This is a genomic window from Enterobacter sp. BNK-8, assembly GCF_048685095.1.
In the GTDB taxonomy this organism is placed as follows: domain Bacteria; phylum Pseudomonadota; class Gammaproteobacteria; order Enterobacterales; family Enterobacteriaceae; genus Enterobacter; species Enterobacter quasiroggenkampii.
Map to the genome: position 1 here is coordinate 3,563,320 of NZ_JBLQTN010000001.1, position 25,402 is coordinate 3,588,721.

Annotated in this window: 18 protein-coding genes; 13 read left to right on the forward strand and 5 right to left on the reverse strand. The window is 54.4% G+C overall.

What is annotated here, in order from left to right; translation table 11 throughout:
* Window positions 1-55: 55 nt before the first annotated feature.
* The 5 genes from ACMGGU_RS17150 (at window position 56) to ACMGGU_RS17170 (ending at window position 14,425) form a co-directional block, all read left to right on the forward strand.
* Window positions 56-790, forward strand: coding sequence for a molecular chaperone (locus ACMGGU_RS17150; protein WP_196365315.1), 735 nt, complete (start codon window positions 56-58; stop codon window positions 788-790).
* Window positions 791-822: 32 nt separating this feature from the next.
* Window positions 823-3,405, forward strand: a complete 2,583-nt coding sequence (locus ACMGGU_RS17155; protein ID WP_420300762.1) for a fimbria/pilus outer membrane usher protein — start codon at window positions 823-825, stop codon at window positions 3,403-3,405.
* Between the two features lie 105 nt (window positions 3,406-3,510).
* Window positions 3,511-4,422, forward strand: a complete 912-nt coding sequence (locus tag ACMGGU_RS17160) for a fimbrial protein (RefSeq protein WP_231597130.1) — start codon at window positions 3,511-3,513, stop codon at window positions 4,420-4,422.
* Window positions 4,423-4,439: 17 nt separating this feature from the next.
* Window positions 4,440-6,173 carry a ShlB/FhaC/HecB family hemolysin secretion/activation protein gene (locus ACMGGU_RS17165; RefSeq protein ID WP_395299564.1) on the forward strand — a complete coding sequence of 578 codons (1,734 nt, stop codon included), beginning with the start codon at window positions 4,440-4,442 and terminating at the stop codon, window positions 6,171-6,173.
* A 14-nt stretch (window positions 6,174-6,187) separates the two neighbouring features.
* Complete coding sequence (locus ACMGGU_RS17170; protein WP_420300763.1) at window positions 6,188-14,425, forward strand: hemagglutinin repeat-containing protein; 8,238 nt, start codon at window positions 6,188-6,190, stop codon at window positions 14,423-14,425.
* Between the two features lie 53 nt (window positions 14,426-14,478).
* On the opposite strand, the gene speA is transcribed toward ACMGGU_RS17170, so the two are convergent.
* The 4 genes from speA to ACMGGU_RS17190 all read right to left on the reverse strand — a co-directional run bounded on the left by speA (window position 14,479) and on the right by ACMGGU_RS17190 (window position 17,120).
* Window positions 14,479-16,455: a biosynthetic arginine decarboxylase gene (gene speA / locus ACMGGU_RS17175; RefSeq protein WP_008499744.1), complete on the reverse strand. Its 1,977-nt coding sequence runs from the start codon at window positions 16,453-16,455 to the stop codon at window positions 14,479-14,481.
* 8 nt (window positions 16,456-16,463) lie between these two features.
* Window positions 16,464-16,595 (reverse strand): acid stress response protein YqgB, encoded by a 132-nt coding sequence (gene yqgB / locus ACMGGU_RS17180; protein ID WP_127312443.1) that lies wholly within the window; start codon window positions 16,593-16,595, stop codon window positions 16,464-16,466.
* Window positions 16,596-16,689: 94 nt separating this feature from the next.
* The gene (locus ACMGGU_RS17185) at window positions 16,690-16,833 is read right to left on the reverse strand and encodes a hypothetical protein (RefSeq protein ID WP_418250466.1); all 144 of its coding nucleotides are present in this window, start codon (window positions 16,831-16,833) and stop codon (window positions 16,690-16,692) included.
* 116 nt (window positions 16,834-16,949) lie between these two features.
* The gene (locus ACMGGU_RS17190; protein ID WP_045335271.1) at window positions 16,950-17,120 is read right to left on the reverse strand and encodes a hypothetical protein; all 171 of its coding nucleotides are present in this window, start codon (window positions 17,118-17,120) and stop codon (window positions 16,950-16,952) included.
* A gap of 138 nt (window positions 17,121-17,258) precedes the next feature.
* Here ACMGGU_RS17190 and metK point away from each other — a divergent pair, with 138 nt between their 5' ends.
* From metK to ruvX, 8 genes are all read left to right on the forward strand, one after another.
* Window positions 17,259-18,413 carry a methionine adenosyltransferase gene (metK, locus tag ACMGGU_RS17195; protein ID WP_048224801.1) on the forward strand — a complete coding sequence of 385 codons (1,155 nt, stop codon included), beginning with the start codon at window positions 17,259-17,261 and terminating at the stop codon, window positions 18,411-18,413.
* 427 nt (window positions 18,414-18,840) lie between these two features.
* Complete coding sequence (gene galP / locus ACMGGU_RS17200; protein WP_048029084.1) at window positions 18,841-20,238, forward strand: galactose/proton symporter; 1,398 nt, start codon at window positions 18,841-18,843, stop codon at window positions 20,236-20,238.
* Between the two features lie 58 nt (window positions 20,239-20,296).
* The gene (locus ACMGGU_RS17205; RefSeq protein ID WP_021242073.1) at window positions 20,297-20,794 is read left to right on the forward strand and encodes a SprT family zinc-dependent metalloprotease; all 498 of its coding nucleotides are present in this window, start codon (window positions 20,297-20,299) and stop codon (window positions 20,792-20,794) included.
* Between the two features lie 94 nt (window positions 20,795-20,888).
* Window positions 20,889-21,596, forward strand: a complete 708-nt coding sequence (gene endA / locus ACMGGU_RS17210) for a deoxyribonuclease I (protein WP_021242074.1) — start codon at window positions 20,889-20,891, stop codon at window positions 21,594-21,596.
* Window positions 21,597-21,648: 52 nt separating this feature from the next.
* Window positions 21,649-22,380, forward strand: a complete 732-nt coding sequence (gene rsmE / locus ACMGGU_RS17215) for a 16S rRNA (uracil(1498)-N(3))-methyltransferase (protein ID WP_021242075.1) — start codon at window positions 21,649-21,651, stop codon at window positions 22,378-22,380.
* A 19-nt stretch (window positions 22,381-22,399) separates the two neighbouring features.
* Window positions 22,400-23,347 carry a glutathione synthase gene (gene gshB / locus ACMGGU_RS17220; protein ID WP_023326040.1) on the forward strand — a complete coding sequence of 316 codons (948 nt, stop codon included), beginning with the start codon at window positions 22,400-22,402 and terminating at the stop codon, window positions 23,345-23,347.
* Between the two features lie 87 nt (window positions 23,348-23,434).
* Window positions 23,435-23,995: a YqgE/AlgH family protein gene (locus ACMGGU_RS17225; protein ID WP_008499752.1), complete on the forward strand. Its 561-nt coding sequence runs from the start codon at window positions 23,435-23,437 to the stop codon at window positions 23,993-23,995.
* Window positions 23,995-24,411, forward strand: a complete 417-nt coding sequence (gene ruvX / locus ACMGGU_RS17230; RefSeq protein WP_021242076.1) for a Holliday junction resolvase RuvX — start codon at window positions 23,995-23,997, stop codon at window positions 24,409-24,411. Before ACMGGU_RS17225 ends, ruvX begins: the two co-directional genes overlap by 1 nt.
* A 10-nt stretch (window positions 24,412-24,421) precedes the next feature.
* Here the strand turns inward: ruvX and ACMGGU_RS17235 are convergent, their stop codons facing one another.
* Window positions 24,422-25,402 (reverse strand): type IV pilus twitching motility protein PilT, encoded by a 981-nt coding sequence (locus ACMGGU_RS17235; RefSeq protein WP_126534038.1) that lies wholly within the window; start codon window positions 25,400-25,402, stop codon window positions 24,422-24,424.

Below are 25,402 nucleotides of genomic sequence, written 5' to 3' on the forward strand. Positions count from 1 at the left end.
AGCAGTGGGATTTATCCCACTGCTTTCCCTGCCACATTTAGGAACGTTGAGCCTGATGGTCAGTAATATTTTCAAAGTGATGTTAATGGTGACATTGACGTGGTTCCCCTGCGCCAACGCCACTATACAAATTTTAACGACTCGCGTGGCATTCAATGCAAACGAGAGTGAACAAACCGTTCGCGTGAATAACCTCAGCAAAAACCCGGAGCTGGTGCAGGTATGGCTTTCCAGCACCGATAAAACCGATGGAACAGAGAAGGAAAACCTTCCGTTCTTTATCAACCCTCCCGCTGCGCGCGTTAACGGTCAAAAAGGGAAAGTTTTCCGTATCTTCCAGACAGCGGAAGCCGCAGGAAAATACCCGAAAGATCGCGAAACGCTGCTCTGGCTAAACGTGCTGGATATTCCACCAGAACTGCCTGAAGAGGCGGATCAGAACCAGATAAAAATGGCGTTCCGCACAATGATCAAATTTTTCTATCGCCCAGCGGGCCTGAAGGGCAATCCCATGCAGGCGGGCGACGATCTGAAGTGGGAATTGCGTAAAGCGGCAAAAGGCTACGACGTGGTGGGAACCAATAACTCACCTTTCCACGTGAGCATGACCAGCGTCTGGCTGACGAATGCCGACAATAAAGACATCGAGATCCCGGGTGACATGATTGTCCCTTATGGAACGCTGGTTTATCACTTTCCGCAGGTCAGCGCAGTGAGCGGACGCGGCATATTTAAATACAACTATATCACTGATTTAGGCGCATATATTAAGCGCACTTATAACTTTTAATATTTTATACGTTCTACCTTTGGGAAGGTTAAATGTCAGCACGCCATAATAAATACAGGCTTCTCAAAAAAGCGAAAAGTACCCTTGGCCAGATCATTATTCTGGCATTGTGCGTTTCAGGCCAGGCTAACGCCGAAGCAGAGAAAAAAGCGGTAAACTTTTCTCGCGGCTTTATGAATTTCTATAACAGTGGGTTAGACCTTAGCCAGTTCGACGGGGTAGATAAAATCCAGCCCAGAGATTACAAACTGGAAGTATTTAGTAACCTGCGGAAATTAGGCACCTGGCCCATTTCATTTATTCCGGCAAAAAATAAGCAGGGCGTAAATGCCTGCATGACGCCGGAAATGATTATCCGCTTTGACGTCGACACCCGCAAACTGCCGGAAAACTGGAAGACGGGCGGCTGCCTGATCCTTGAAACGCTTGTGCCCGGCGCAACCGTGACCTACAACCAGGATGATGAGCGTCTGGACGTCACCGTCCCGCAGGCGATGCTGCTTAATACGCCGGAGGGATACATCAGCCCTGAGCTATGGGACGACGGTGAACCTACCCTCATGGCCTCCTATGCGCTGAGTGGTTCAAGCACGCGCAACCGTGAGTTGGGCGAAACCAGCAACTATCTCTTTGGTAACCTGCAAACGGCGATGACCCTCGGGGCGTGGCGTTTTGTGACCTATGACACTCTGAACCTCGGCAATGATATTGACGATGAGGGGGTCGATCATCTGCAGGCATTTGCCAGCCGGGGGATTGCAGCATTGCAGTCTGAAGTGGTGCTGGGCGATCTCAACACCAGCGGGGAGATGTTTGATACAACGGCCATTCGCGGCGCAAGGCTTGCCACCGACGATCGCATGCTGCCGGACTCCGTGCGCTACTACGCGCCTGTTGTACGGGGTTTTGCCAACAGCAACGCCACAGTCACCATCAAGCAGTCCGGCAGCACCCTCTACGAAAAAGTGGTGCCGCCGGGTGAGTTTGCCATCAGCGATCTCTATGCAACAGGCTACAACGGCGATCTGGAGGTCACCGTCAAAGAGACGGATGGCACCATCAACACCTTTACGGTCCCCTACTCCAGCGTTCCGCAGCTGCTGCGCGAAGGTTACTTCCGCTATTCGCTCTCGTCGGGGGAAATGCGTAATACGTATCTTGCCGATGCGCCATGGATGACCGAGGGCACGCTTCAGTACGGTCTGCTGAATAATCTGACGGGGTACGTAGGTGCGCAAACCGCGTTTGATGGCGATTACAACGCCCTGCTGGGTGGTGTGGCCATCAATACCCCGCTCGGGGCATTAGGTCTGGACGTTACCCGCTCTTATACGAACTTTAACACAGGTATGGGGAGCGATGACTGCGGTTCACTGTGTGACATGTCCCTGCGAATCAGTCTTGCTAAAAACCTTTCAGAAACCGGTACAAACTTCAGCCTGGTAGGTTACCGCTACTCCAGTAAAGATTACTACTCGCTGGCGGATGCCGTCAGCGTGAAGCAGGCGCTGGAGCACGGTAACGACCGATATTTACCCGAGCGCTACCGTGAACGCCTGGAAGCAAACATCAACCAGATGCTGCCTGCGGGCTGGGGAAGTTTTTACGTCAGTGGTTTCATCGGCAACGTCTGGAACGATGAACTGGGCCGCACGGAAAAATCCAACTACGCGCTGGGATACAACAACCGGTTTGGCACGTCGACCTGGGGTATTTCACTTGGCCGAACCAATAATGAAGACGGTGGTCATGACGATACGATCTACCTGAGCGTATCCATGCCGCTTGGCCATCGTTATGAAAAACAAGCCCGCCTGGGGGCGAACTTTAGCTACAACAGCGATGAGGCCACCATCCGCACCTCGCTCAGCGGCTCGGCTGGCGAGCGCTCACAGTATGGCTTCAGCGGCTACTTCAGCGAGTCCAGCAGGCCGGAAACCAACTTCGGTACCAACCTTTCTTACGTGGGCGATAGCGCTTCCGGCGGCGTCGCGTTCAGCCAGTCCCTCCACAGCTTCATGGGCGGTCTGAATATGAACGGTGGCGTGGTTGTGCACCGTGGCGGCATCAATTTGACCCCAACGTTAGGCGACACCATTGGCGTAATCGAGGCCAAAGGCGCTGAAGGGGCAAGAGTTTACCCTGATTCAAATGCGGTCATTAAAGATAACGGCTATGGCATTGTCGGCTATCTGACGCCTTACCGATACAACGATGTCTTCATTGATCCAAAAGGTACATCAATGAGCGTCGACGTCGAGGATACGCGTAAGAGCATTGTGCCCACCGCGGGTGCCGCCGTGCATATCAAAATGGAAACGCAGCAGAAGCAACAGACCTTTGTGCGCTTCACACATGCCTCCGGGCAGAAGATCCCCTTCGGTGCATCCATTACCGACGGTAGCGACGCCACGCTCGGTATGGTCGGCCAGGGTGGCCTGGCAATGTTGACCTTGCCTGAATCTGGCAAGCCGATCGTTATTAAATGGAATAGCAATAAGGTGATGAATACGTGCTCAGCAGAGGTCAATCACCTTTCTGATAACAGAAAAAACCGCAATATGAGTAAAGCCACCTCCTTTGATGCAATAGATATTATCTGCAAAGGCCTTTAAGAGAAAATGAATAAATACATTACGACTCTGCTTTATCTCCTTATATTATCACTGTTATGGATATTTAGCCTTGAAGTAAAAGCCTCAGCGTGCAGAATCGACGGTGTGGAAAAGGTGTTAAATATCACAGACAACATTACGCTGAACCCTGCGGATAAAGGCTCCGCAGGAACGGTATTATGGTCTAAAACCTATACCGCACCTAACATCAAATATAGCTGTGATGAATCAACGCAAACGCAGTGGCACACTGCATACAGCCGAAATTATCTCTCTTCATCGATAGATAAAGTCTATGCAACCGAAATTCCGGGCATTGGTATTCGGATGAAATGGCCAGCCAATACCGGAAACGCCTGGGTGCCGGGTAACTCCGGCTCTCCTGTGACCTGTAGTCCGAGCTGTTCAATCGATAACAGCACGGTGCTACTGGAGTTTGTTCAGACCGGCACCATTAATCAGGGTGAAACCGAGATCCCTGCCGGTGAAATGGTTAACGTAAAAGTCAAACCTTTGCTCACGCCAGAGGATGAGCTTCGTATTCTTACTATCAATTTATCAGTACCGATTAAAGTGAATACGCGTTCATGCTCCATTTATCCCTCGTCGACAAACGTCAATTTAGGGACCTACAGTATTGCCTCATTCCAGAACACACCAAATTACCAGGGCGATAAAAAAGACTTTTCTATTACCATCACGTGCCCGGAAGCGGAACAAGTTGGCTTAACTATCTCTTCTATGCTCAGGACAAAATTCGCAGAATCGAGCGGTATTCTGGGGGTGGAGACCGGCGAAGGCTACGCCCAAAACTTCGCGATTATGGTTTACGAAAAATCGAGCACGTATGTTTCAACGCCCCTTATTCTTGAGAAACTCATTGTTTTCCCGGTTTCATCCCGAGTAACGAAAAACTATCAGGCTCAGATTTACGTTCCTACAGAAGTTAATCGCGCAAATTCATTAAGTGCTGGCAGGGTGGTCGGCGCAATTCAATACACCATGGCTATACAATAATTTTCAAGGAGAGATTCGTGCTTCAGCGTTTTTCAAAATATGCGCTTTTATTAGTGCCGCTCATTCCTGCGGCTCACGCTACGGCGGCACTTCCCGGCCAGCAAAATAAACAGGAACTGGATCGTCTCGAAAGACAAACCAGCCAGGCATTAATAGAAGAAGCCAAGCGGAACGAACGGTTAATCCAGCAACAAAAAAAATTGCGTGAAGCCGGAGAAGAAACCCTGACCAGCAGCGACTCGAGCTGGCGCTTTCAGATCAATCATATCGTTATTCTTGATGATGTCCTGTTTGACGGTTCGCCACTGCGTCAGGCGATTATCGATCGCTATGAAGGCAAAATGCTCGGCAGAACAGAAATATTTGAACTGGTTAAAGAGCTGACCGATTTTTATATTTCCCGCGGTTATGCCACAACGCTTATTGGTATTGAGCCAGGGAATATCAAAACGGGTACGCTCTCTCTACGGGTGCTGTGGGGGAAAATAAACAATCTTAAGGTTAACGGGCATGAACCGTCTCTCCGTGAACGCACGCGCCTGTTCACTGCCTACCCCTTTGCGAAAGACAAGATTCTGAACATGCAGGATATCGATCAGATGGTCGAAAACCTGCTGCGCGTTTATCCCAAAGACAATATTGATATTCAGCCGTCGATTGTAAACAGCTATTCCGATCTTAATCTGCTGCACAAGCCTGAGTTCCCCCTTTCCGTTGCCGCGGGCCTTAACAACTCTGGCATTAAGGCTGACGGCTGGCAGCAGTATTATGGCAGCGTAACCGCTAAAAACATTGCCGGTATCAATGATATTTTCAACGTATATTATTCATGGAATAACCTGAAAAATAACCAGGATAATCAGGATGCGTGGTCAACGAGTTACAGCATCCCGCTGGGTTACTGGTCATTCGACGCGCTTTATTACAAATCCAGCTACGATAAAACCCTTGCCGGCAATAACGCCAGTTACGCGTCTGACGGAGATTCAGACCGCGCTTCACTGCGTATCAGCCGCATGCTGGGCCGTAACGCCACGGGTAAAACCAGCTGGTGGGCAAAAGTCGAAAGACGTAACAGCGACAACAGCATTGAAAACCACCGTATAGACGTCAGCTCTAAAACCTATACCGCGATTTCGTCAGGCGCAACGTGGGTCGGTGCCCTGATGAACGGCTGGTTCTATGGCGATGTGGGCGTGACGGCGGCGGTTCCCTGGTTCGGTTCTGCCTGGAAAAACGATGCCGATCTCAAAGGTTTTGACCTTGATTACGTCAAGTACAACGGCATTGCCAGCTGGACGCGTCCGCTTTTTCAGGCTGGCCGTCTGGGTGGCGTCTATGAACTCAACGCCGGGTTCCAGTACACCCCGCACGTCCTGGTCAGCGATGCAAAATTAACGCTGGGCGATGAATTCACCGTGCGCGGATTTAAGGACGATAGCCTGCTGGTTGATAGCGGCGGCTGGATCGCCAATACGCTGCAGTTTCCTTTTGATATTGGCATCGGCGGTATTTATCAGCTTATTCCCTATTTAGGTTATGACCTGGGGTTTGCCAAAGATAATTGCCCTAAAGGTGTCAACGTATGTGACAGCCAATTCATGATGGGTGGCTCGGTCGGAATTAAAGCTACCGGTAGCCATTTCTCAACATATGTCCTCGCGGGCTGGCCTATAAAAAAACCAGATTCACTGGAAGAGAATACCGTCGATAACACGGTCGTTTATTACAAGATGGAAGTAACTTTCTAATTTAAGGAATTTTTATGAGCAATAATAAAACTTCAAAAACGAAGCTAACCGCTGGGAATTTACATAAACACCTTTGTCCCCTTTTTATTTCGATAGCGGGTATCCTCGCCGCTAATGCCGAAGCCGCGACGGTGCCGGATGCCAGCCAGAGCAAAGGGCCAACCATGGGCCAGGCGGCTAACGGCACGCCAGTCGTGAATATCACCGATCCGAATGCGAAAGGTGTTTCACTGAATAAATTTGACCAGTTTAACGTTGATAAAAATGGTCTGATCTTTAACAACAGCATGCAGGATGGCGTGTCTAAGATCGGGGGCTATACGGTTAAAAACGCCCAGCTTGAGCATGAAGCAAAAGCCATTATCAGTGAAGTGACGGGTGCCCAGGCCTCCTATATTAACGGAACGATGGAAGTCTTTGGCAGAAAAGCGGACGTGATCGTTGCCAACGAAAACGGCATTAGCGTTAACGGCGCCACCACCATTAATGCCAACAGCCTGACGCTGAGTACCGGTAAGGTACAGATGAAAGAGGACGGCAACTATAAACTTGCGGTTGAGAAAGGTAACGTTTCTGTCACGGGACAAGGTATTTCTACCGAAGGGCTGACTTACTTCGACATCGTTAGCCGCAGCGCTCAACTGGAAGGTGAAATTGCGGGTCAGGCCGATATCAAGGTTGTTGCGGGCCAGAACGATTACGACCTCTCCAGCCGCGTGCATAGCGTTCGCAATGCGGGTGACGGACACGCACCGGATGTCGCGATTGATGGTCGGGCAATGGGGTCGATGTACGGCGGTAAAATTCAGCTTATCAGTACCGAGTCCGGCGCGGGCGTCCGTCACCAGGGCAGTATCATAGCCACGGATGATATTGAGATCAGCGCTAACGGCGACGTGACGCTGACGGGCATACGCAGCGACAAAAACGTCACCGTCAGCGGCAACAATATTGCCCTCAATAAAAACAGCAGCGGCGCCGGGAGCACCGAAGCGCAGAATAATATTATTCTGCATGCCCTCTCCGGCCTGACGGTGAATAACGACCTGATCTCCCGTACCGGTACCATCCGCATTGATGCGTCTACCCTGCTGCAAAACACGGCGGCGATCCTCGCGCAAAACAATGCGACGACAGCGGTTCCCGCGATTCAGATTAATGTTGCCGGGCAGTACACCCTTTCCGGCAAACTCAAGGCGCTGGATGCTAACGGAGCCGTCATTTCCGGTGGCGTCGTTACGTTAAAAAATGGCGATTTTGTCGTCATTCAGAATGGCCAGCAGGTGCCATTCAGCACTCTCGTCTCCGACGCGGAGGTCGTGAGCAACAGTGGTGATATCAACATCACTGCGGGCAGCATGACCAACAATGAAGGCGTTATTCTCGCGAAGAAAGGAACGCTTCAGTTCAACCTCACCGGCGCGTTTGAAAACAAGGGTTCCGTCAGCGCCACAGGGGATATCCGGATTGCATCAGGTTCGATGAAGAACAATGGCATTCTCTATGCCAGCAACGCCCAGACGCTGTCTGTCGGTCATCTTGACAATGCAGGCCGCCTTTATGCGGATAACAATCTGGTCATGACCGCCAGCGCCCTTAACAACAGTGGTCATATCGGTGCGGATAGCGGTGAGGTGCGCATTAACGTCAACGGTGATGTGTCAAACAGCGGTACCCTGAGCGGTAACGATGCGCTGATCTTTATTGATGCCGACGGTAATATCGTCAACGACGGCACCATTGCCAGCAACAAGCATGATGTGACGCTGACATCCGGCGGTGACACCCTCAGCAATACCGGACGTATTGCAGGTCGTAATGTCTCCGCCAGTACCCGTAAGGCCGGTGCAACCGTCAGTAACCGCGGCAACGTCAGCGCGAGCGAGAAGTTGACCATCGCCACCGAGAATCTGAAAAACCAGGGCGGCACGCTGAGTGCGGGCACAGACATGCAGCTTGATGTCAAAAAAGCGCTGCTGAATAGTCAAAAAGGCAGCATTGTTGCCGGAAAGAATCTGACCCTAAATGGCGACGGCGCACTGGCTGTAAACAATAACGATGGGCTGATCCAGGGCGAAAATGTCCATGCCAGCGGAATTTCCACCCTCGCAAACACGCATGACGCACTGATCGCGGCAAGAGAAAACCTCTCCGTTTCAGCAGCATCGTTGCTTAACGACGCCTCAACGATTCAGGCCGGTAGCCTGACGCTCGATCGCGTTAGCGCCATCGATAACCTGAACGCCGCCACGCTGTATGCCAGCAAGACGCTGCAACTGACCCATCTCAACACGCTCAATAACACCGGCAGCTTTGTGATTTCTGACGGCACGCTGTCATTGTCCGATGTGAACACCCTCAATAACACTGAAGGTGCAACCCTGTTCGGCGCAGAAAACACCACGCTGAGAAACGTAGGTACCCTGAATAACAGCGGCGCCTCGATGATTAAATCGGATGCCGCTCTCTCCATCGCGGGAGCAACCACGCTTAACAACAGCAGCGATGCGGTGATTGCCTCTGCTGGCGATCTGAATATCAGCGGCGTGAAGACGTTGAACAACCGCGCCGTGATGATCGGCAACGGGACCATTGCGATCGACGACGTTGACGACCTGAATAACGAAGGTGTGGTTCAGGCGGGCCTGGATCTGATCATTCGCAACGTTAAAAACCTGACCAACAAAGGCGAAGATCATGTGTTGGTTGCGCTACGTAATCTGACGATTGAAGACGTTGAGTCCCTCGTCAACAGCGACAGCGCGGTGATCTCCGCCAATATGAAAACGGTCCTGAACGCCATTGGCGTTGTGACAAACCGCACGGCGGGCATCATCCAGGCCGTTAATGGACCGCTGGAGATTGTTGCCGACACGCTGAGCAATCTCGGCAGCATCACCGCTGATGATGGACAGCAGTCAGTGTCCACTATCGTGGCGGGCGGCGACATCACGATTAACGCGCAAAACCTGGCCAACACCGAACAGGCGGTGATTGTGTCGACGCAAAGCGACGTGTCTCTTAACGTCGCTCACAATGTGATCAACTCTGACGCGGCAGTGATCTCTGGGGCAAATAACACCACCCTTAATGTGGCCGGAGGAACGATCACCAACGAAAGAAATGGTCTGATCGCCGGTAATAACGTCACGATCAACGCGTCGAAACTGAATAATCATGAATCTGGCGTAACGGTCGCCAGAAACGACATGAATCTCAACCTTGACACGCTAAATAACACCAGCGGCATCCTCGAAGCGGGTCATGATTTAATGCTCAGGGTGAAAGATTCCCTCACCCTGGATGACATGACCCGTAATATCCGCGCGGGTCATGATATGACGCTGAGCACCGAAGGCTCCCTGTTCAATAACACCATGATGGAAGTGATTGGCAACCTGACGCTGCAGGCAGACGGTAAATTTGTCAACAGCAAGTCTGTCGTGACGGGCGGGGATATGCACATCCATGCCGGTGGGATGACGAACAACAGTAACAGCCTGCTTTGGTCGCTGGGGCAGATGGATATCGATGTCCGCAATGGCACCTTTGTTAACGATTTTACGGGCAACATTCTGAGCATGGGCGACATGTCGCTCATCGCGAAAAGCCTGATTAACTACGCCGGGATCATTCGTTCCGAGCAAAATATTAATATTGATGCAGCCTATCTGGAAAACCAAAGCACCTATACGGGCGGCACGATTTCGCAAACCCAAACGCAGGACGCAGTGGGCCAGTGGTCCGGTGTAGATAACGTGATGACGCAGGTCAGCATCACCACGGTGCTGCACATTCCGGTATTGAGCTCCGATATCGCCATGGACAAACTTGGCGAAATCAGCGCGGGCAAAGATATCAATATCAACCAGCGCGATATCTTCGCGGACAAAGAGATCAAAAATACCGGCGGCCTGATCCAGGCGGGACGTGATATCACCATTACCGGTAATCTTCTGAACTCGCCAAAATATACGTCGGAATCGATGTATGATTATCTGCACCTCACGCTCAATGAACCGATCGTGCTGACCGACTTCTGGAAGGTGGCATCGGAGCACTACACGACGCTGACCTTCAGCTCGCTGTATCAATACCTCGATTTCGTCTTTGGCGACGGCGAGCCCGAGACCAAAAGCGGCAGCGAGGATCCGAACAGAGATCGTAGCTATAAATCCCTGATCGACGCCGCAAATACCTCAACCCAGCTCAGCTATGTCATGAGCAAAGTGTTTGGCGAAACGTGGAACGCGCAGGAGTACGGTACCCTGAGCGCAGCATGGCACAGTCTCAACGACGGTGATGCCAGCACTAACTCACTGAAGAAAAATATGATCTACTTTGTGCCGTCTGAAAAAGGCGAAATCACGGCGGGTCGTAACTTCACGCATAATGGCGGCACCCTGGATAACGGCCTGGCGAACGCGGGTACGATCAGAGAGAACGCCACTGTTCAGAATATCGACGTGGGTGACTACAGCGTAGATACGGTCATTGCGGGCTATGATGTTGCCGTCAATACCAAAACGCTGGAAGAGCTGGCCATGGGGATTAGCCCGCTGCCGACCATAAAGGATTTGGTCTCCCTGCCGGGGATGTTTGAAGTCACAGACGAATTCAAAAAAGCCTCCGCGGCGGCGAAAAACGGTACCGAATACAGCGGCCCGGCCAACCACATCATTCCAATTTTCGAAACGCGCCCGGAAATGATCGACCAGAGCAAGTACAGCGGCTCTGACTACTATTTCGACAAGGTGGATTACACCACCACCGAGACCGTTAACGTCATTGGGGATAACTACTTCATCTCCGAATTGATTCGTCGAGAGATCAGCCGCTCCGTGGGCAGCATGTTTGCGATACGAGACGGTCTCGAAGGCGATGCGCTGGTGCAGAATCTGATGGATAACGCCGGGATTGCGGCGAAAAACAGCGATCTGAATCTGGTGGTGGGCCAACCCCTGAGCGAAGAGCAGCGCAATGGGCTGACCCAGGATATCGTCTGGTTCGTGAGTCAGAACATCAAAGGGACGGAAGTGCTGGTACCGGTAGTCTACCTTTGCCCTGAAACCCTTCGCCAGCTGGCTTCCGGTGATATCAGCAATGGCACAGCGTCCATCGCTGCCGGGAATAGCCTGTCTGTTGATGCCACCGCCATCAACAACGTGAACGGTACCCTCTCCTCCCGGGGTGACGTTACGCTGGTGGCCGAGGGTGATATCAAAAATATCAGCAACGCGACGAATGCCGGCATCTCTGCGGGTAATAACGTCTCAATGACGTCGGAAAAGGGCAGCATTGCCTCTAACGGTGCGGCAGTGAACGCCGGTGGCGACATTGACATGAAGGCTGAACAAGGCGACATCACGCTGACCGCGTCTGTCGGCCACGGCGAAGACGGCAAGCAGATGATTCATGCGCACGATGACGGCGTCACCGCTGGCGGCAGTATCAATATGCAGGCGAAAACTATCACCTCCAACGCGGCGGATATTACGGCAGGTCAGGACGTGACCATGAAGGCAAGCGAAGGTGACGTCACCTTCAACGACCTGCATCAGATTGATTCTACCCGTACCATCGATACCGAGATCACCGGTCTGTCCAGCTATACCACCACCGACACCAAAACGGTCAGCGGGGAAGCTATCGGCTCAACCGTTAAGGCTGGCGGTAACGTTCAGATTGATGCCGGCAAGAATGTGGTCATGGAAGGCGGGAGCATTAACGCCAACGGCGGCGCCATCAATGCGGCAGAAAACGTTGAGATAAAAACCTCTGAAAACGTGTCCGTTCAGGAACAAACCACGCAGTCTCGTCAGTTTATTGCTGATGCCTCAATCAGCGGCGGCGGTAAATCCGCCTCAGTGTCCTACGGCAAAAACGAGGGCACCACAAAAAATACCACCTCTGGCGACTACTCCAGCGCGGGCGGTAGCTCTGAAACCTCCGCGGTTGGCGACAAACCGGGCCGCGCGCCGATCACCGATACGGCAGGTTTCAGGGTGGGTATGGAAGACACGACCGATACCGTGTCGACCCAGAGCAAGCAGAACACCAATGCGTCCATTAATTTTGCCGATTCCGGTTCCGTGAATGCAGGAAAAACGGCGGATATTGGCGGCGCTGACCTTTCAGCCGGCGATAAGCTCAGCATTAACGCGCAGGATGTCGCCAGCACCAAATACGAGGATGAAACCAAAACCGCCACCACCCACAAAGACCGCTTTGTCGGTATTTCAGGTGAGGCCCACAGTGCCGTAGCTGACGCGATCGACAAAACCGGTAATCTGATTGATAAATCGCAGAAAGGTCAGTCAATTAACGGCGGAACCACGACGGCGGAAGTGCTGGGCGATGTGTCCAACATCCTGTTGAACGATCTTGCTGGCGCCTCCGTCACTTTCGGCGGTAACACGACGAAAACGAAAGAAACGAGCACCGCAACGGCGGAGAACATCACCAATATCAATGCTAAAAACGTCAGCATTAATTCGACTAACGATACCACGCTCAACGGCGTGAACGTGAACTCGCAGAAGACGGAGATCAATGCGGGTGGCGATGTGGACATCAACGCGGCGAAATCAACAACCTCTTACACCAGTGAAACCGACAAACACAAAGGCGGTATTACCGCAGGCGTAGGCGTGGATATTACCGGCATAAGCGGCGGCGTTTCGGTCGATTACAACGGCAGTACGGAGCACGGTTCCGGCAGCTCGACGTCGTACCAGAACAGTACCCTCACCGGCGAAAATGTGACGGTGAACGCGGGCGGTGATATGCACATGAAGGGCGCTAACATTGATGCTGCGAAGGCCGATGTGAATGTCGCGGGCGACATGACTGTCACCTCCGTGCAGAATACCGAGCACACCGAAAGCAGCCGCGGTAACTGGGGCGCCTCGGTGGGCATATCGGGCACGTCGACAGGCGTTATCCCTAACGTATCCGTAAACGGGGGCGGAGGCTCCGAGAGTTACGATTCGGCTAAAACAGCGAAGCAGTCCGGTATCAATACCACGGGCGAACTGAATGTCAAAACCGGCGGCGACCTGAACATGACCGGGGCCAACCTGGTGTCTCAGGACGGTACGGGCTCGGTGAACGTTGCAGGCGATATCAATGCGAAAACGCTGGAAGACCACGTTGAGCAGGATGGTTTGTACGGCGGCGGCGGTATCGGCCTGAGCGTGAAGGACAAAAAGGCCGTCGTGCCGTCTGCGAACATCTACGTCGATACCGTGGATGAAATTCACTACAACGAAACGCAGAAATCCACCATCGCAGTGGGTGACACGACCAGCGCGGCGGTAAACGGTGAGCTCAACGCCGATAAAGAGGCAATGTCGACCGTGACGCGTGATGAGAAAGAAGCAGGAAATAACATCTCCTACACGCTCGCCGATCCGGGCATCCGCAAGAAGAAGAAAAACGGCGCTGACGCAGACAGCGATACGCCAGCGGTGCCGGATGACGGCCATACGGGCGGTGGCGGTTGTCCACACAAGTGTACGCCGACTAAGCCGGGCTCAGCGCAGCAGACCACGACAACGACGACGCGCACCACGTCCGATTCTCAGCACATGACGGTTGAGAAAACGACGGCGTCAACGACCTCCACGTCCGCCTCTTCGGTGGTGCATAAAGAGGCCGTCGCGTCTGAAACAGCACACAGTGAAGCCGTGCCGAAAGTCGTGCCGTCAGCGTCTCAGCCGTTGACGCCAAAAGCAAAACCAGAGGCCGCAACGGTTACGCCAGTGAAGAAATGGGCCGTACCGGAAACTCACTATCCGGTGCTTTCTCCGGGCTCCGCGACGGCTAAAACCGGTAAAGACATGCCGAAAACACCGGACCACAGGAAGTGGAATGGCGACATGACCAACGGCGTTGCGCCGTCCAGCAACACCAAAGGCGATGACGTCAAGCTCTCTCCGGGGTCGTCCACCGGTCAAACCGGGATGGATATGCCGAAAACGCCGGAGCACAAGCAGTGGAATGGCGACATGACCAATGGCGTTGCGCCGTCCAGCAACACCAAAGGCGATGACGTTAAGCTCTCTCCGGGATCGTCCACCGGTCAAACCGGGATGGATATGCCGAAAACGCCGGAACACAAGCAGTGGAACGGTGACATGAGCAAAGGTGCGATGAACGTGCGTCCCCAGTGGAAGGCGTTGCAAATCGATCGACCGATTAATATCTATGCCCCGGTGACCATCACCTTCACCGACCAGCAGTACAGCTAAAACAAAAGGGTCTGACTTTCGTCAGACCCTTTTTTTAACGCCCCATTCGTGCGTTATTCGTCTTCCAGGTACGTATAACCGTACAGACCCGCTTCAAACTCTTCCAGGAACTGCTGCTGCAGCGCATCGTCCAGCCCGGTGTTTTTCACCTGGTCGCGGAACTGCGTCAGCAGGGTTTTCGGATCGAGCTGAACGTATTCCAGCATGTCCGCCACGGTATCCCCTTCGTCAGACAGCTCAACTTCCACGCTGCCGTCAGGGAAGACAAACACGTCAACCGCCTCGGTATCACCGAACAGGTTGTGCATGTTGCCGAGGATCTCCTGATACGCGCCGACCATAAAGAAGCCCAGCATCGGCGGGTTCTCCGGATCGTACTCCGGCATTGGCATCGTCGTTGCGATACCGTCGCCATCAACGTAGTGGTCGATTGCGCCGTCAGAGTCACAGGTGATGTCCAGCAGCACCGCGCGACGTTCCGGGGCGTGGTTCAACCCTTCCAGCGGCAGAACCGGGAACAGCTGATCGATACCCCAGGCATCCGGCATCGACTGGAACAACGAAAAGTTGACGTAGATCTTATCCGCCATTCGCTCCTGCAGCTCGTCGATAATCGGACGATGCGCACGGTTGCTCGGGTCGAGCTGTTTCTGCACTTCATGGCACATGTTCAGATAGAGCTGCTCCGCCCACGCGCGCTCCTGCAGGCTGAAGGTGCCTGAGGAATACCCCACGTGGATGTCGTGCAGGTCCATCTGGCTGTCGTGCAGCCATTCGCGCAGGGAACGACGCGTGCCCGGCTCGTGCATTTCCTGCCAGGTTTCCCACATGCTCTGCAGGGAACGCGGCGCATCGTCTGCCGGCGGCGTCGCTTCGGTGGTTTCGCTGCGCTCAACGCCGATGATGTTCGAGACCAGCACCGTATGGTGCGCGGTGACCGCGCGACCGGATTCGGTGATCACCGTCGGGTGCGGCAGGCCGTTCTCTTCACAGGCATCGCCGATCGCCCAGATAATGTTGTTCGCGTATTCGTTCAGGCCGTAGTTCACGGAGCAGTCAGACTGCGAGCGGGTCCCTTCGTAGTCCACGCCCAGGCCGCCGCCCACGTCGAAGCACTGAATATTCACGCCAAGCTTGTGCAGCTCAACGTAGAAACGCGCTGACTCACGCACGCCGGTCGCGATGTCGCGAATGTTGGCCATCTGCGAGCCGAGGTGGAAGTGCAGCAGCTGAATGCTGTCCAGACGACCACGCTCGCGCAGAATTTCTACCAGCTGCAGCACCTGGTTCGCCGCCAGGCCGAACTTGGATTTTTCGCCGCCGGAGGACTGCCATTTGCCGGAACCCTGTGACGCCAGACGCGCACGCACGCCAAGGCGTGGCACCACGTTCAGACGCTCGGCCTCTTCCAGCACGATGGCGATTTCAGTCATCTTCTCGATAACCAGATAGACCTTGTGGCCCATCTTCTCGCCAATCAGCGCCAGACGAATGTATTCACGGTCTTTATAGCCGTTACAGACGATCACTGAACGGGTCATGCCCGCATGGGCCAGAACCGCCATCAGCTCCGCTTTGGAGCCGGCTTCCAGACCCAGCGGCTCGCCGGAGTGGATCAGAGATTCGATCACGCGGCGGTGCTGGTTAACCTTGATGGGGTAAACCAGGAAGTAGTCGCCTTTATAGCCGTAGGATTCACGCGCGCGCTTGAACGCGGCGTTAATAGAACGCAGGCGATGTTGCAGGATCTGCGGGAAGCAGAACAGTGCAGGCAAACGCTGGCCCTGAGCTTCACGGGCTTTCACCAGTTTGGCGAGATCCACGCGCGCTTCAGGGACGTCCGGATCCGGGCAAACGCTGATGTGGCCCAGTTCGTTGACGTCGTAGTAGTTATTGCCCCACCAGGCAATATTGTAAGTGCGCAGCATCTTGCTGGCTTCCTCGGAGCTCATCGCAACCTCCTGCATAGAACGTAGTACACCCTGTTCGCCCGCTGACGAAGGCGAAAAAGAAGACATGTCGTCAGACATAGCGAACCTCAACTCTTTGTATTAAGTGTAAAACAGTTGACTACTATCGCAGCGTTATACGGCGATAACAACCCATAAACGGCTCCGTTTCCCAGCAGAGTATGCTGAAATCCAGACCGTGCGACCGGTTTCTTATTCATATCATTGTAAAACACGTATCCGAACTCTGTATGACAAGGTTCGGCGAAACCACGAGAAAACTCTTGTATTAACAAGAGCGCCCTTGTTCAGTTTTCACAAAGCGTGACCGGCCCTGGAATCCTGAGAAGCGCCGAGATGGGTATAACATCGGCAGGTTTGCAGACTAGAAATGCGGGTTGCGGGAATCAAATGCGCGCCAGAACGGCTGCGCTGAATTAGCGGAAAACGATGGTTCATTATCTCGTATCACCTCCACGGCCGCCTCTGCTGAAACGGACCCCAAGCCAAAGCTAAAAGTTCACTGCTTTACCCGGCTGGAAGTGGCGACACGATGAGTTCATCGAGCGCTTATTTTATATGAGCCGCGCGCCGCGTTTTATACCGAGAAGGGGGCTAAAAAGCAAAACAAAAATGCGCGTGTTGCCAGCACCGTCAGGAATTTTTGCCAGCAGCAATTTCAACTGAGTGAGAGATGAGTCAAAAAAAACTGGAAATCGGGTGAAGAAGTGACCTAAAATAGCCATCCAGATGTTAATCCATCTATACTGATTAACACTCATACTGCCAGTGTCAAAAACCTGCAGGCCTTGGTAGAATTATCTCCTTTGGCTATTCCACACAGCAGCTTGAGCTAACCAAATTCCTCTTAGGTGAAATAAAACATGGCAAAACACCTGTTTACGTCCGAGTCCGTATCAGAAGGACATCCTGATAAAATTGCTGACCAAATTTCCGATGCGGTGCTGGATGCGATCCTCGCGCAGGATCCAAAAGCGCGCGTCGCGTGTGAAACCTATGTCAAAACCGGCATGGTTCTGGTTGGCGGTGAGATCACCACCAGCGCATGGGTTGATATCGAAGAGATCACCCGTAACACGGTGCGTGAGATCGGTTATGTGCATTCTGATATGGGCTTTGATGCCAACTCCTGCGCGGTACTGAGCGCGATTGGCAAACAGTCTCCAGACATCAACCAGGGCGTTGACCGTGCCGATCCGCTGGAACAGGGCGCGGGCGACCAGGGCCTGATGTTCGGCTATGCAACCAACGAAACCGACGTGCTGATGCCAGCACCGGTCACCTACGCACACCGTCTGGTGCAGCGTCAGGCTGAAGTGCGTAAGAACGGCACCCTGCCGTGGTTGCGTCCGGATGCAAAAAGCCAGGTCACCTTCCAGTACGACGACGGTAAAATTGTCGGTATTGATGCGGTCGTTCTGTCCACCCAGCATTCCGAAGAGATCGATCAGAAATCCCTGCAGGAAGCAGTGATGGAAGAGATCATCAAGCCGGTTCTGCCAACCGAATGGCTGAGCAGCGCCACTAAATTCTTCATCAACCCAACCGGACGCTTTGTGATCGGCGGCCCAATGGGTGACTGCGGCCTGACCGGTCGTAAAATTATCGTTGATACCTACGGCGGCATGGCGCGTCACGGTGGCGGTGCATTCTCCGGTAAAGATCCATCAAAAGTGGACCGTTCTGCAGCGTACGCAGCACGTTATGTAGCGAAAAACATCGTGGCTGCCGGCCTGGCTGACCGCTGTGAGATTCAGGTTTCCTATGCTATCGGCGTGGCTGAACCCACCTCCATCATGGTTGAAACCTTCGGTACTGAGAAAGTGCCTGCAGAACAGCTGACCCTGCTGGTGCGCGAGTTCTTCGACCTGCGTCCATACGGCCTGATTCAGATGCTGGATCTGCTGCACCCAATCTACAAAGAAACCGCTGCATACGGTCACTTTGGTCGCGAACATTTCCCATGGGAAAAAACCGACAAAGCCGCGCTGCTGCGTGAAGCTGCCGGTCTGAAGTAATCGACTGACATCGCTTTTAAAAGGCCAGCCTTCGGGCTGGCCTTTTTTTTGTCGGGTGGCGGCTACGCCTTACCCGACCTACGGGGTACGGAGCTTCTGTAGGCCGGGTAAGGCGCAGCCGCCACCCGGCTGAAAGGCGCACCGTTTGGAACCGATTACACCGCAGCGGATGTCTTCCGCTTTCAGAATATTCTCTTTGCGTGATCGCCTTTCTTCTGCTGTTACATTCCCTTTCAGTTAAGTCTGAAATGTGTCCTTTCGCGATGCGCATCACCTCATTTACCTCTATATTTTCAAAGCCTTAATTTTATTTACGGTTACACACGAGTGTAACCGATTACACCAATGTGATTAATCTCACATATTTTTACGGGTCGCTCACCTACCCTTAACATCAATAAAACTGATAACCCAACTGGAGGGCATAATGCCTGACAATAAAAAACAGGGGCGTACGTCCAACAAGGCGATGACATTCTTCGTCTGTTTCCTCGCCGCCCTGGCAGGATTACTTTTTGGCCTGGATATCGGCGTGATTGCCGGTGCATTACCTTTCATCACTGACGAGTTCCAGATCAGCGCTCACACTCAGGAGTGGGTGGTGAGCTCCATGATGTTTGGCGCGGCCGTCGGGGCCGTCGGCAGCGGCTGGCTCTCCTTCAAGCTCGGACGTAAAAAGAGCCTGATGATCGGCGCGATCCTGTTCGTTGCCGGCTCACTCTTCTCTGCCGCAGCGCCTAACGTTGAGGTCCTGCTGGTTTCCCGCGTACTGCTCGGTCTGGCCGTGGGCGTGGCGTCCTATACCGCCCCGCTTTACCTGTCTGAAATTGCGCCGGAGAAAATCCGCGGCAGTATGATTTCGATGTACCAGCTGATGATCACCATCGGTATCCTGGGCGCGTACCTTTCCGATACGGCGTTTAGCTACAGCGGCGCATGGCGCTGGATGCTCGGCGTGATCATCATCCCTGCAGTTCTGCTGCTGATTGGCGTCTTCTTCCTGCCGGACAGCCCGCGCTGGTTTGCTGCAAAACGTCGCTTCCACGATGCCGAACGCGTGCTGATGCGCCTGCGCGATACCAGCGCAGAAGCGAAAAACGAGCTGGAAGAGATCCGCGAAAGCCTGAAGGTCAAACAGTCCGGCTGGGCGCTGTTTAAAGAGAACAGCAACTTCCGTCGCGCCGTTTTCCTCGGCGTACTGCTGCAGGTGATGCAGCAGTTCACGGGGATGAACGTCATCATGTACTACGCGCCAAAAATCTTTGAGCTGGCGGGTTATACCAACACCACCGAGCAGATGTGGGGGACCGTCATCGTGGGTCTGACCAACGTGCTGGCGACCTTTATCGCCATCGGTCTGGTGGACCGCTGGGGACGTAAGCCAACCCTGACGCTGGGCTTCCTGGTGATGGCGGCCGGTATGGGCGTCCTCGGTACCATGATGCATGTGGGCATTCACTCCCCAACCGCCCAGTACTTTGCGGTAGGCATGCTGCTGATGTTTATCGTCGGGTTTGCGATGAGCGCCGGTCCGCTGATCTGGGTGCTGTGCTCTGAGATCCAGCCGCTGAAAGGGCGTGATTTTGGTATCACCTGCTCTACCGCAACCAACTGGGTTGCGAACATGATCGTCGGCGCAACGTTCCTGACCATGCTCAATACCCTGGGCAATGCCAACACCTTCTGGGTCTACGCCGGTCTGAACATCTTCTTTATTGTGCTGACCATCTGGCTGGTTCCAGAAACCAAACACGTGTCTCTGGAACATATTGAACGTAACCTGATGAAAGGTCGTCCTCTGCGCGAAATCGGCGCCCACGACTGATCCTCTTACGGGAGGCGCCTCTTGCGCCTCCCCGCTTCGCGCTTTATGCTCTGCCCCTATGAAAGCACCCCGTCTCCCCATCGCCATTCAGCAGGCCGTTATGCGCAGCCTGCGGGAAAAACTCGCCCAGGCGAACCTGAAGCTCGGTCGCAACTACCCTGAACCCAAACTCGTCTACCAGCAGCGTGGCACCTCGGCCGGTACTGCCTGGCTTGAGTCGTATGAGATCCGCCTTAACCCGGTGCTGATGATGGAAAACCAGCAGGCGTTTATCGATGAAGTGGTGCCGCACGAGCTGGCGCATCTGCTGGTGTGGAAACACTTTGGCCGCGTCGCGCCGCATGGAAAAGAGTGGAAGTGGATGATGGAGGCGGTGCTCGGCGTTCCGGCCCGCCGCACGCATCAGTTCGAGCTGGAATCGGTACGCCGCAATACCTTCCCCTACCGCTGTCAGTGCCAGCAGCACCAGCTTACCGTCCGCCGCCATAATCGCGTGGTGCGCGGCGAGGCGACCTACCGCTGCGTCAAATGTGGCGAGCCGCTGGTGGCGGAATAATTATCTGAACTTTCAGGAACTTTCCTGATCTGACTGATTGCATACAGGAACAACATTCGCTACGTTGCGGGCTCGTTTTGACACGGAGTGTAAGATGTCCCGTAATTTTTCTCTTGCGGTCGCCTTTTTGACGACAGCGCTCTCAGGCCACGCCCTGGCCGACGGTATCAACAGTTTCTCTCAGGCCAAAGCGGCCGGTGTTAAGGTCAACGCCGACGTGCCGGGCGATTTCTACTGCGGCTGTAAAATTAACTGGCAGGGTAAAAAAGGGGTCGTTGACCTTGAATCCTGCGGCTACAAGGTGCGTAAAAACGAAAACCGCGCCAGCCGTATTGAATGGGAACATGTCGTTCCGGCCTGGCAGTTTGGCCACCAGCGCCAGTGCTGGCAGGATGGCGGACGAAAAAACTGTGCCAAAGACCCGGTTTACCGCCAGATGGAAAGCGATATGCATAACCTGCAGCCTGCGGTGGGCGAAGTGAACGGCGACCGGGGTAACTTCATGTACAGCCAGTGGAACGGTGGCGAAGGCCAGTACGGCCAGTGCGGTATGAAGATTGATTTTAAAGAGAAAGTCGCCGAGCCCCCTGCCCGCGCGCGCGGCAGCATTGCCCGCACCTACTTCTATATGCGCGACCGTTACGATCTCAACCTGTCCCGCCAGCAGACGCAGCTGTTCAACGCCTGGGACAAGCAGTACCCGGTGACGGAGTGGGAATGCCAGCGCGACGAACGTATCGCCAGAGTCCAGGGGAATCACAACCCTTATGTCCAGCGGGCTTGCCAGGCGCAAAAGAGCTAACCTACACTAGCGGCAATTCGCTTACATCGTATGAGACACGGAATTTCTGACTATGCGCATTCCCCGCATTTACCATCCTGAACTGATTACCGCAGGCCGCGAAATCGCCCTGTCTGATGACGCCGCCAACCACGTTGGCCGCGTGCTGCGCATGGGCGCCGGTCAGGCAATACAGCTGTTCGACGGCTCGAACCAGGTTTTCGACGCCGAAATTACGCGGGCAGATAAAAAAAGCGTACACGTGAACGTCCTGCGCGGTGAAGTGGATGACCGGGAATCACCGCTGCACATCCATCTGGGCCAGGTGATGTCGCGCGGCGAGAAAATGGAGTTCACGATCCAGAAATCCATTGAACTGGGTGTAAGCCTCATTACGCCACTTTTTTCTGAGCGCTGTGGCGTTAAACTGGATGCGGAACGTCTGAACAAAAAGATCCAGCAGTGGCAGAAAATTGCCATCGCGGCTTGTGAACAGAGTGGCCGCAACCGGATTCCAGAGATCCGCCCGGCGATGGACCTGGAGGAGTGGTGTGCTGAAGAGGACAGTGGGCTGAAGCTCAATCTTCATCCGCGCGCCAGCGCCAGCATCAATACGCTGCCCCTGCCCGTTGAGCGCGTTCGCCTGCTGATTGGCCCCGAAGGCGGCCTGTCGGCGGACGAAATTGCGATGACGGCACGTTACCAGTTTACTGATATTCTGTTGGGACCACGCGTTCTGCGCACTGAGACAACGGCACTCACGGCCATTACCGCGCTACAGGTACGGTTTGGCGATCTGGGTTGACGCATTATTGGAGAGAAAGATGATCAAGCTCGGCATCGTGATGGACCCCATCGCAAACATCAACATCAAGAAAGATTCCAGCTTCGCCATGCTGCTGGAAGCGCAGCGTCGCGGCTATGAACTCCACTATATGGAGATGAACGATCTTTACCTGATCAACGGTGAAGCCCGCGCCCGCACCCGCATCGTTAACGTCGAGCAGAACTACGACAAATGGTATGAGTTCGGCACCGAGCAGGACATTGCGCTGGCCGATCTCAACGTCATTCTGATGCGTAAAGATCCGCCGTTCGACACCGAGTACATCTACTGCACCTATATTCTCGAACGTGCCGAAGAGAAGGGAACGCTGATCGTCAACAAGCCGCAGAGCCTGCGCGACTGTAACGAGAAGCTCTATACCGCCTGGTTCTCTGACCTGACGCCGGAAACCCTGGTGACCCGCAGCAAAGCCCAGCTAAAAGCATTCTGGCAGAAGCACGGCGACATCATCATGAAGCCGCTGGACGGCATGGGCGGCGCGTCGATTTTCCGCGTGAAAGAGAGCGATCCGAACATTGGCGTGATTGCCGAAACGCTGACCGAACTGGGAACGCGTTACTGCATGGCGCAGAACTATATTCCGGCGATCAAAGACGGCGACAAACGCGTTCTGGTGGTGGATGGCGAACCGGTCCCTTACTGCCTGGCGCGTATCCCGCAGGGTGGCGAAACCCGTGGTAACCTGGCGGCCGGTGGCCGTGGTGAGCCGCGTCCGTTGACCGAAAGCGACTGGGAAATTGCCCGCCGCGTTGGCCCTACGCTGAAAGCCAAAGGCCTGATCTTCGTCGGTCTGGATATCATCGGCGATCGTCTGACCGAAGTGAACGTCACCAGCCCGACCTGCATTCGTGAAATTGAGGCGGAATTCCCTGTCTCAATCACCGGCATGCTGATGGACGCTATCGAAAAACGTTTACAAAAATAACCTAACAATACTATTAGTGACAGCGCCTGAGTTTGTCCCCATACTGGGCGCTGTCGCTTTTTAAACCAGGAAACAGTACCTCTGACAATGAATTTACAGCATCACTTTCTTATTGCCATGCCTGCTCTCCAGGACCCGATTTTTCGCCGCGCCGTGGTTTATATTTGTGAATACAATGAAGACGGCGCGATGGGCATTATCATTAATAAACCGCTGGAAAATCTTCAGGTTGAAGGGATTCTGGACAAGCTGAAAATCCCGGCTGAAGCGCGACTGCCGGAAATCCGGCTTGATAAGCCCGTGATGCTGGGTGGACCTCTCGCAGAAGATCGCGGTTTTATCCTGCATACGCCGCCAGTATTCTCTTCCAGCATTCGCATCTCCGACAACACCGTTATCACGACCTCGCGTGACGTGCTCGAAACGCTGGGCACCGCAGAGCAGCCTTCTGAAGTGCTGGTGGCGCTGGGCTATTCCTCGTGGGAGAAAGGCCAGCTTGAGCAGGAGATCCTCGATAACGCCTGGCTCACCGCGCCTGCGGACATGAATATCCTGTTTAAAACGCCGATAGCCGATCGCTGGCGCGACGCGGCGAAACTGATTGGTATTGATATTCTGACCATGCCTGGCGTAGCGGGGCACGCCTGATGAGCGGAACGCTTCTGGCCTTCGATTTTGGTACCAAAAGCATCGGCGTCGCCGTGGGGCAGCGCATCACCGGTACCGCGCGCCCGCTTACGGCCCTGAAGGCCAACGACGGTACGCCGGACTGGAACCTCATTGAGCGCCTGCTCAAGGAGTGGCAGCCGGATGACGTGATTGTAGGGCTGCCACTGAACATGGACGGTACCGAACAGCCGCTAACCGCCCGGGCGCGTAAGTTCGCCAACAAAATCCATGGCCGCTTTGGCGTCTCCGTGAAGCTGCACGACGAGCGTCTGAGCACCGTCGAAGCGCGCGCGGGTCTGTTTGAGCACGGCGGCTTCCGGGCGCTGAACAAAGGCAGCGTGGACTCCGCTTCTGCCGTCATCATCCTCGAAAGCTATTTCGAGCAGGGCTTTTAAGCACAGGGGCCTACAGCCGCCCCTGCGCCCGTCTCTCCGCCAGGCTCTGGTCAAAGTTCTGCATGCCTGCCTGCTGACCGGTTTGAATGATGCCGGGAAGTTGCCACGTTTTCCCTTCACGAATGAGATTCGCCGCCGCGGCGGTATTCACCAGCAGTTCATACAGCGCGACGCGCCCGCCCTGAAGATCGGGAAGCAGTTTCTGCGCCAGCACCGCCCGCAGGCTGCCAGCCAGCTGGTTACGCACCGGATCTTTCTCCTGCGCCGGGAACGTATCGACCAGCCGCTCAATCGCCTGCGATGCCCCGCGCGTATGCAGCGTCGCCAGCACCAGATGCCCGGTCTCTGCTGCCGTCAGCGCCAGGCGGATCGTTTCGCTGTCGCGCAGCTCCCCGAGCAGAATCACGTCAGGATCCTGGCGTAAGGCGCTGCGCAGCGCGTCGGCAAATGACGGGCTGTGCTGACCAATCTCCCGCTGCTGGATCAGGCAACGCTCGCTCTGGTAGATAAATTCCACCGGATCTTCGAGCGTGAGGATATGGCCGTCAGTGTGGTGGTTGAGAAAATCGACCATCGCCGCCAGCGTCGTGGATTTACCGCTGCCGGTCGCCCCCGTCACCAGAATCAACCCGGACTCATTGGTTAACAGTTCCGGGATGGCCCTCGGCGCACCCAGTGAAGCGAGCTGCGGACAGGTACGCGGCAATAGCCGCAGGGTCACAGAGACACCGCGCATCTGCTTAAAGGCACTGCCGCGCAGGCGCTGACCTCCCGCCACCGTCGCGGCAAAATCCACCTGCCCGCTGGCCCACCATATCCCCTGCTGCTCATCATTGAGCCACGCTTTTAACAACGCCCCGACGTCGGGAGGAGGAAACGGTGCCGGTTCAAGGCGGCCCGTTCTGCGCCAGCGGGGTGGCGAATCACTGCACAGGTGTAGATCGGAGACGTTATGCTTTACACTAAGGGCCACAATTTCTTCCACATCCAT

Excerpts from the sequence above, each read along its gene's own strand:
- gshB (WP_023326040.1), top strand. The coding sequence starts at position 22,400 with ATGATCAAGCTCGGCATCGTGATGGACCCCATCGCAAACATCAACATC.
- ACMGGU_RS17150 (WP_196365315.1), top strand. The coding sequence starts at position 56 with ATGGTCAGTAATATTTTCAAAGTGATGTTAATGGTGACATTGACGTGG.
- ACMGGU_RS17205 (WP_021242073.1), top strand. The coding sequence starts at position 20,297 with ATGAAAGCACCCCGTCTCCCCATCGCCATTCAGCAGGCCGTTATGCGC.
- speA (WP_008499744.1), bottom strand. The coding sequence starts at position 16,455 with ATGTCTGACGACATGTCTTCTTTTTCGCCTTCGTCAGCGGGCGAACAG.
- rsmE (WP_021242075.1), top strand. The coding sequence starts at position 21,649 with ATGCGCATTCCCCGCATTTACCATCCTGAACTGATTACCGCAGGCCGC.
- ACMGGU_RS17235 (WP_126534038.1), bottom strand. The coding sequence starts at position 25,402 with ATGGATGTGGAAGAAATTGTGGCCCTTAGTGTAAAGCATAACGTCTCC.
- ACMGGU_RS17225 (WP_008499752.1), top strand. The coding sequence starts at position 23,435 with ATGAATTTACAGCATCACTTTCTTATTGCCATGCCTGCTCTCCAGGAC.
- ACMGGU_RS17185 (WP_418250466.1), bottom strand. The coding sequence starts at position 16,833 with ATGAACCATCGTTTTCCGCTAATTCAGCGCAGCCGTTCTGGCGCGCAT.
- galP (WP_048029084.1), top strand. The coding sequence starts at position 18,841 with ATGCCTGACAATAAAAAACAGGGGCGTACGTCCAACAAGGCGATGACA.
- metK (WP_048224801.1), top strand. The coding sequence starts at position 17,259 with ATGGCAAAACACCTGTTTACGTCCGAGTCCGTATCAGAAGGACATCCT.
- ACMGGU_RS17155 (WP_420300762.1), top strand. The coding sequence starts at position 823 with ATGTCAGCACGCCATAATAAATACAGGCTTCTCAAAAAAGCGAAAAGT.
- ruvX (WP_021242076.1), top strand. The coding sequence starts at position 23,995 with ATGAGCGGAACGCTTCTGGCCTTCGATTTTGGTACCAAAAGCATCGGC.
- ACMGGU_RS17170 (WP_420300763.1), top strand. The coding sequence starts at position 6,188 with ATGAGCAATAATAAAACTTCAAAAACGAAGCTAACCGCTGGGAATTTA.
- yqgB (WP_127312443.1), bottom strand. The coding sequence starts at position 16,595 with ATGAATAAGAAACCGGTCGCACGGTCTGGATTTCAGCATACTCTGCTG.
- ACMGGU_RS17190 (WP_045335271.1), bottom strand. The coding sequence starts at position 17,120 with ATGGCTATTTTAGGTCACTTCTTCACCCGATTTCCAGTTTTTTTTGAC.
- endA (WP_021242074.1), top strand. The coding sequence starts at position 20,889 with ATGTCCCGTAATTTTTCTCTTGCGGTCGCCTTTTTGACGACAGCGCTC.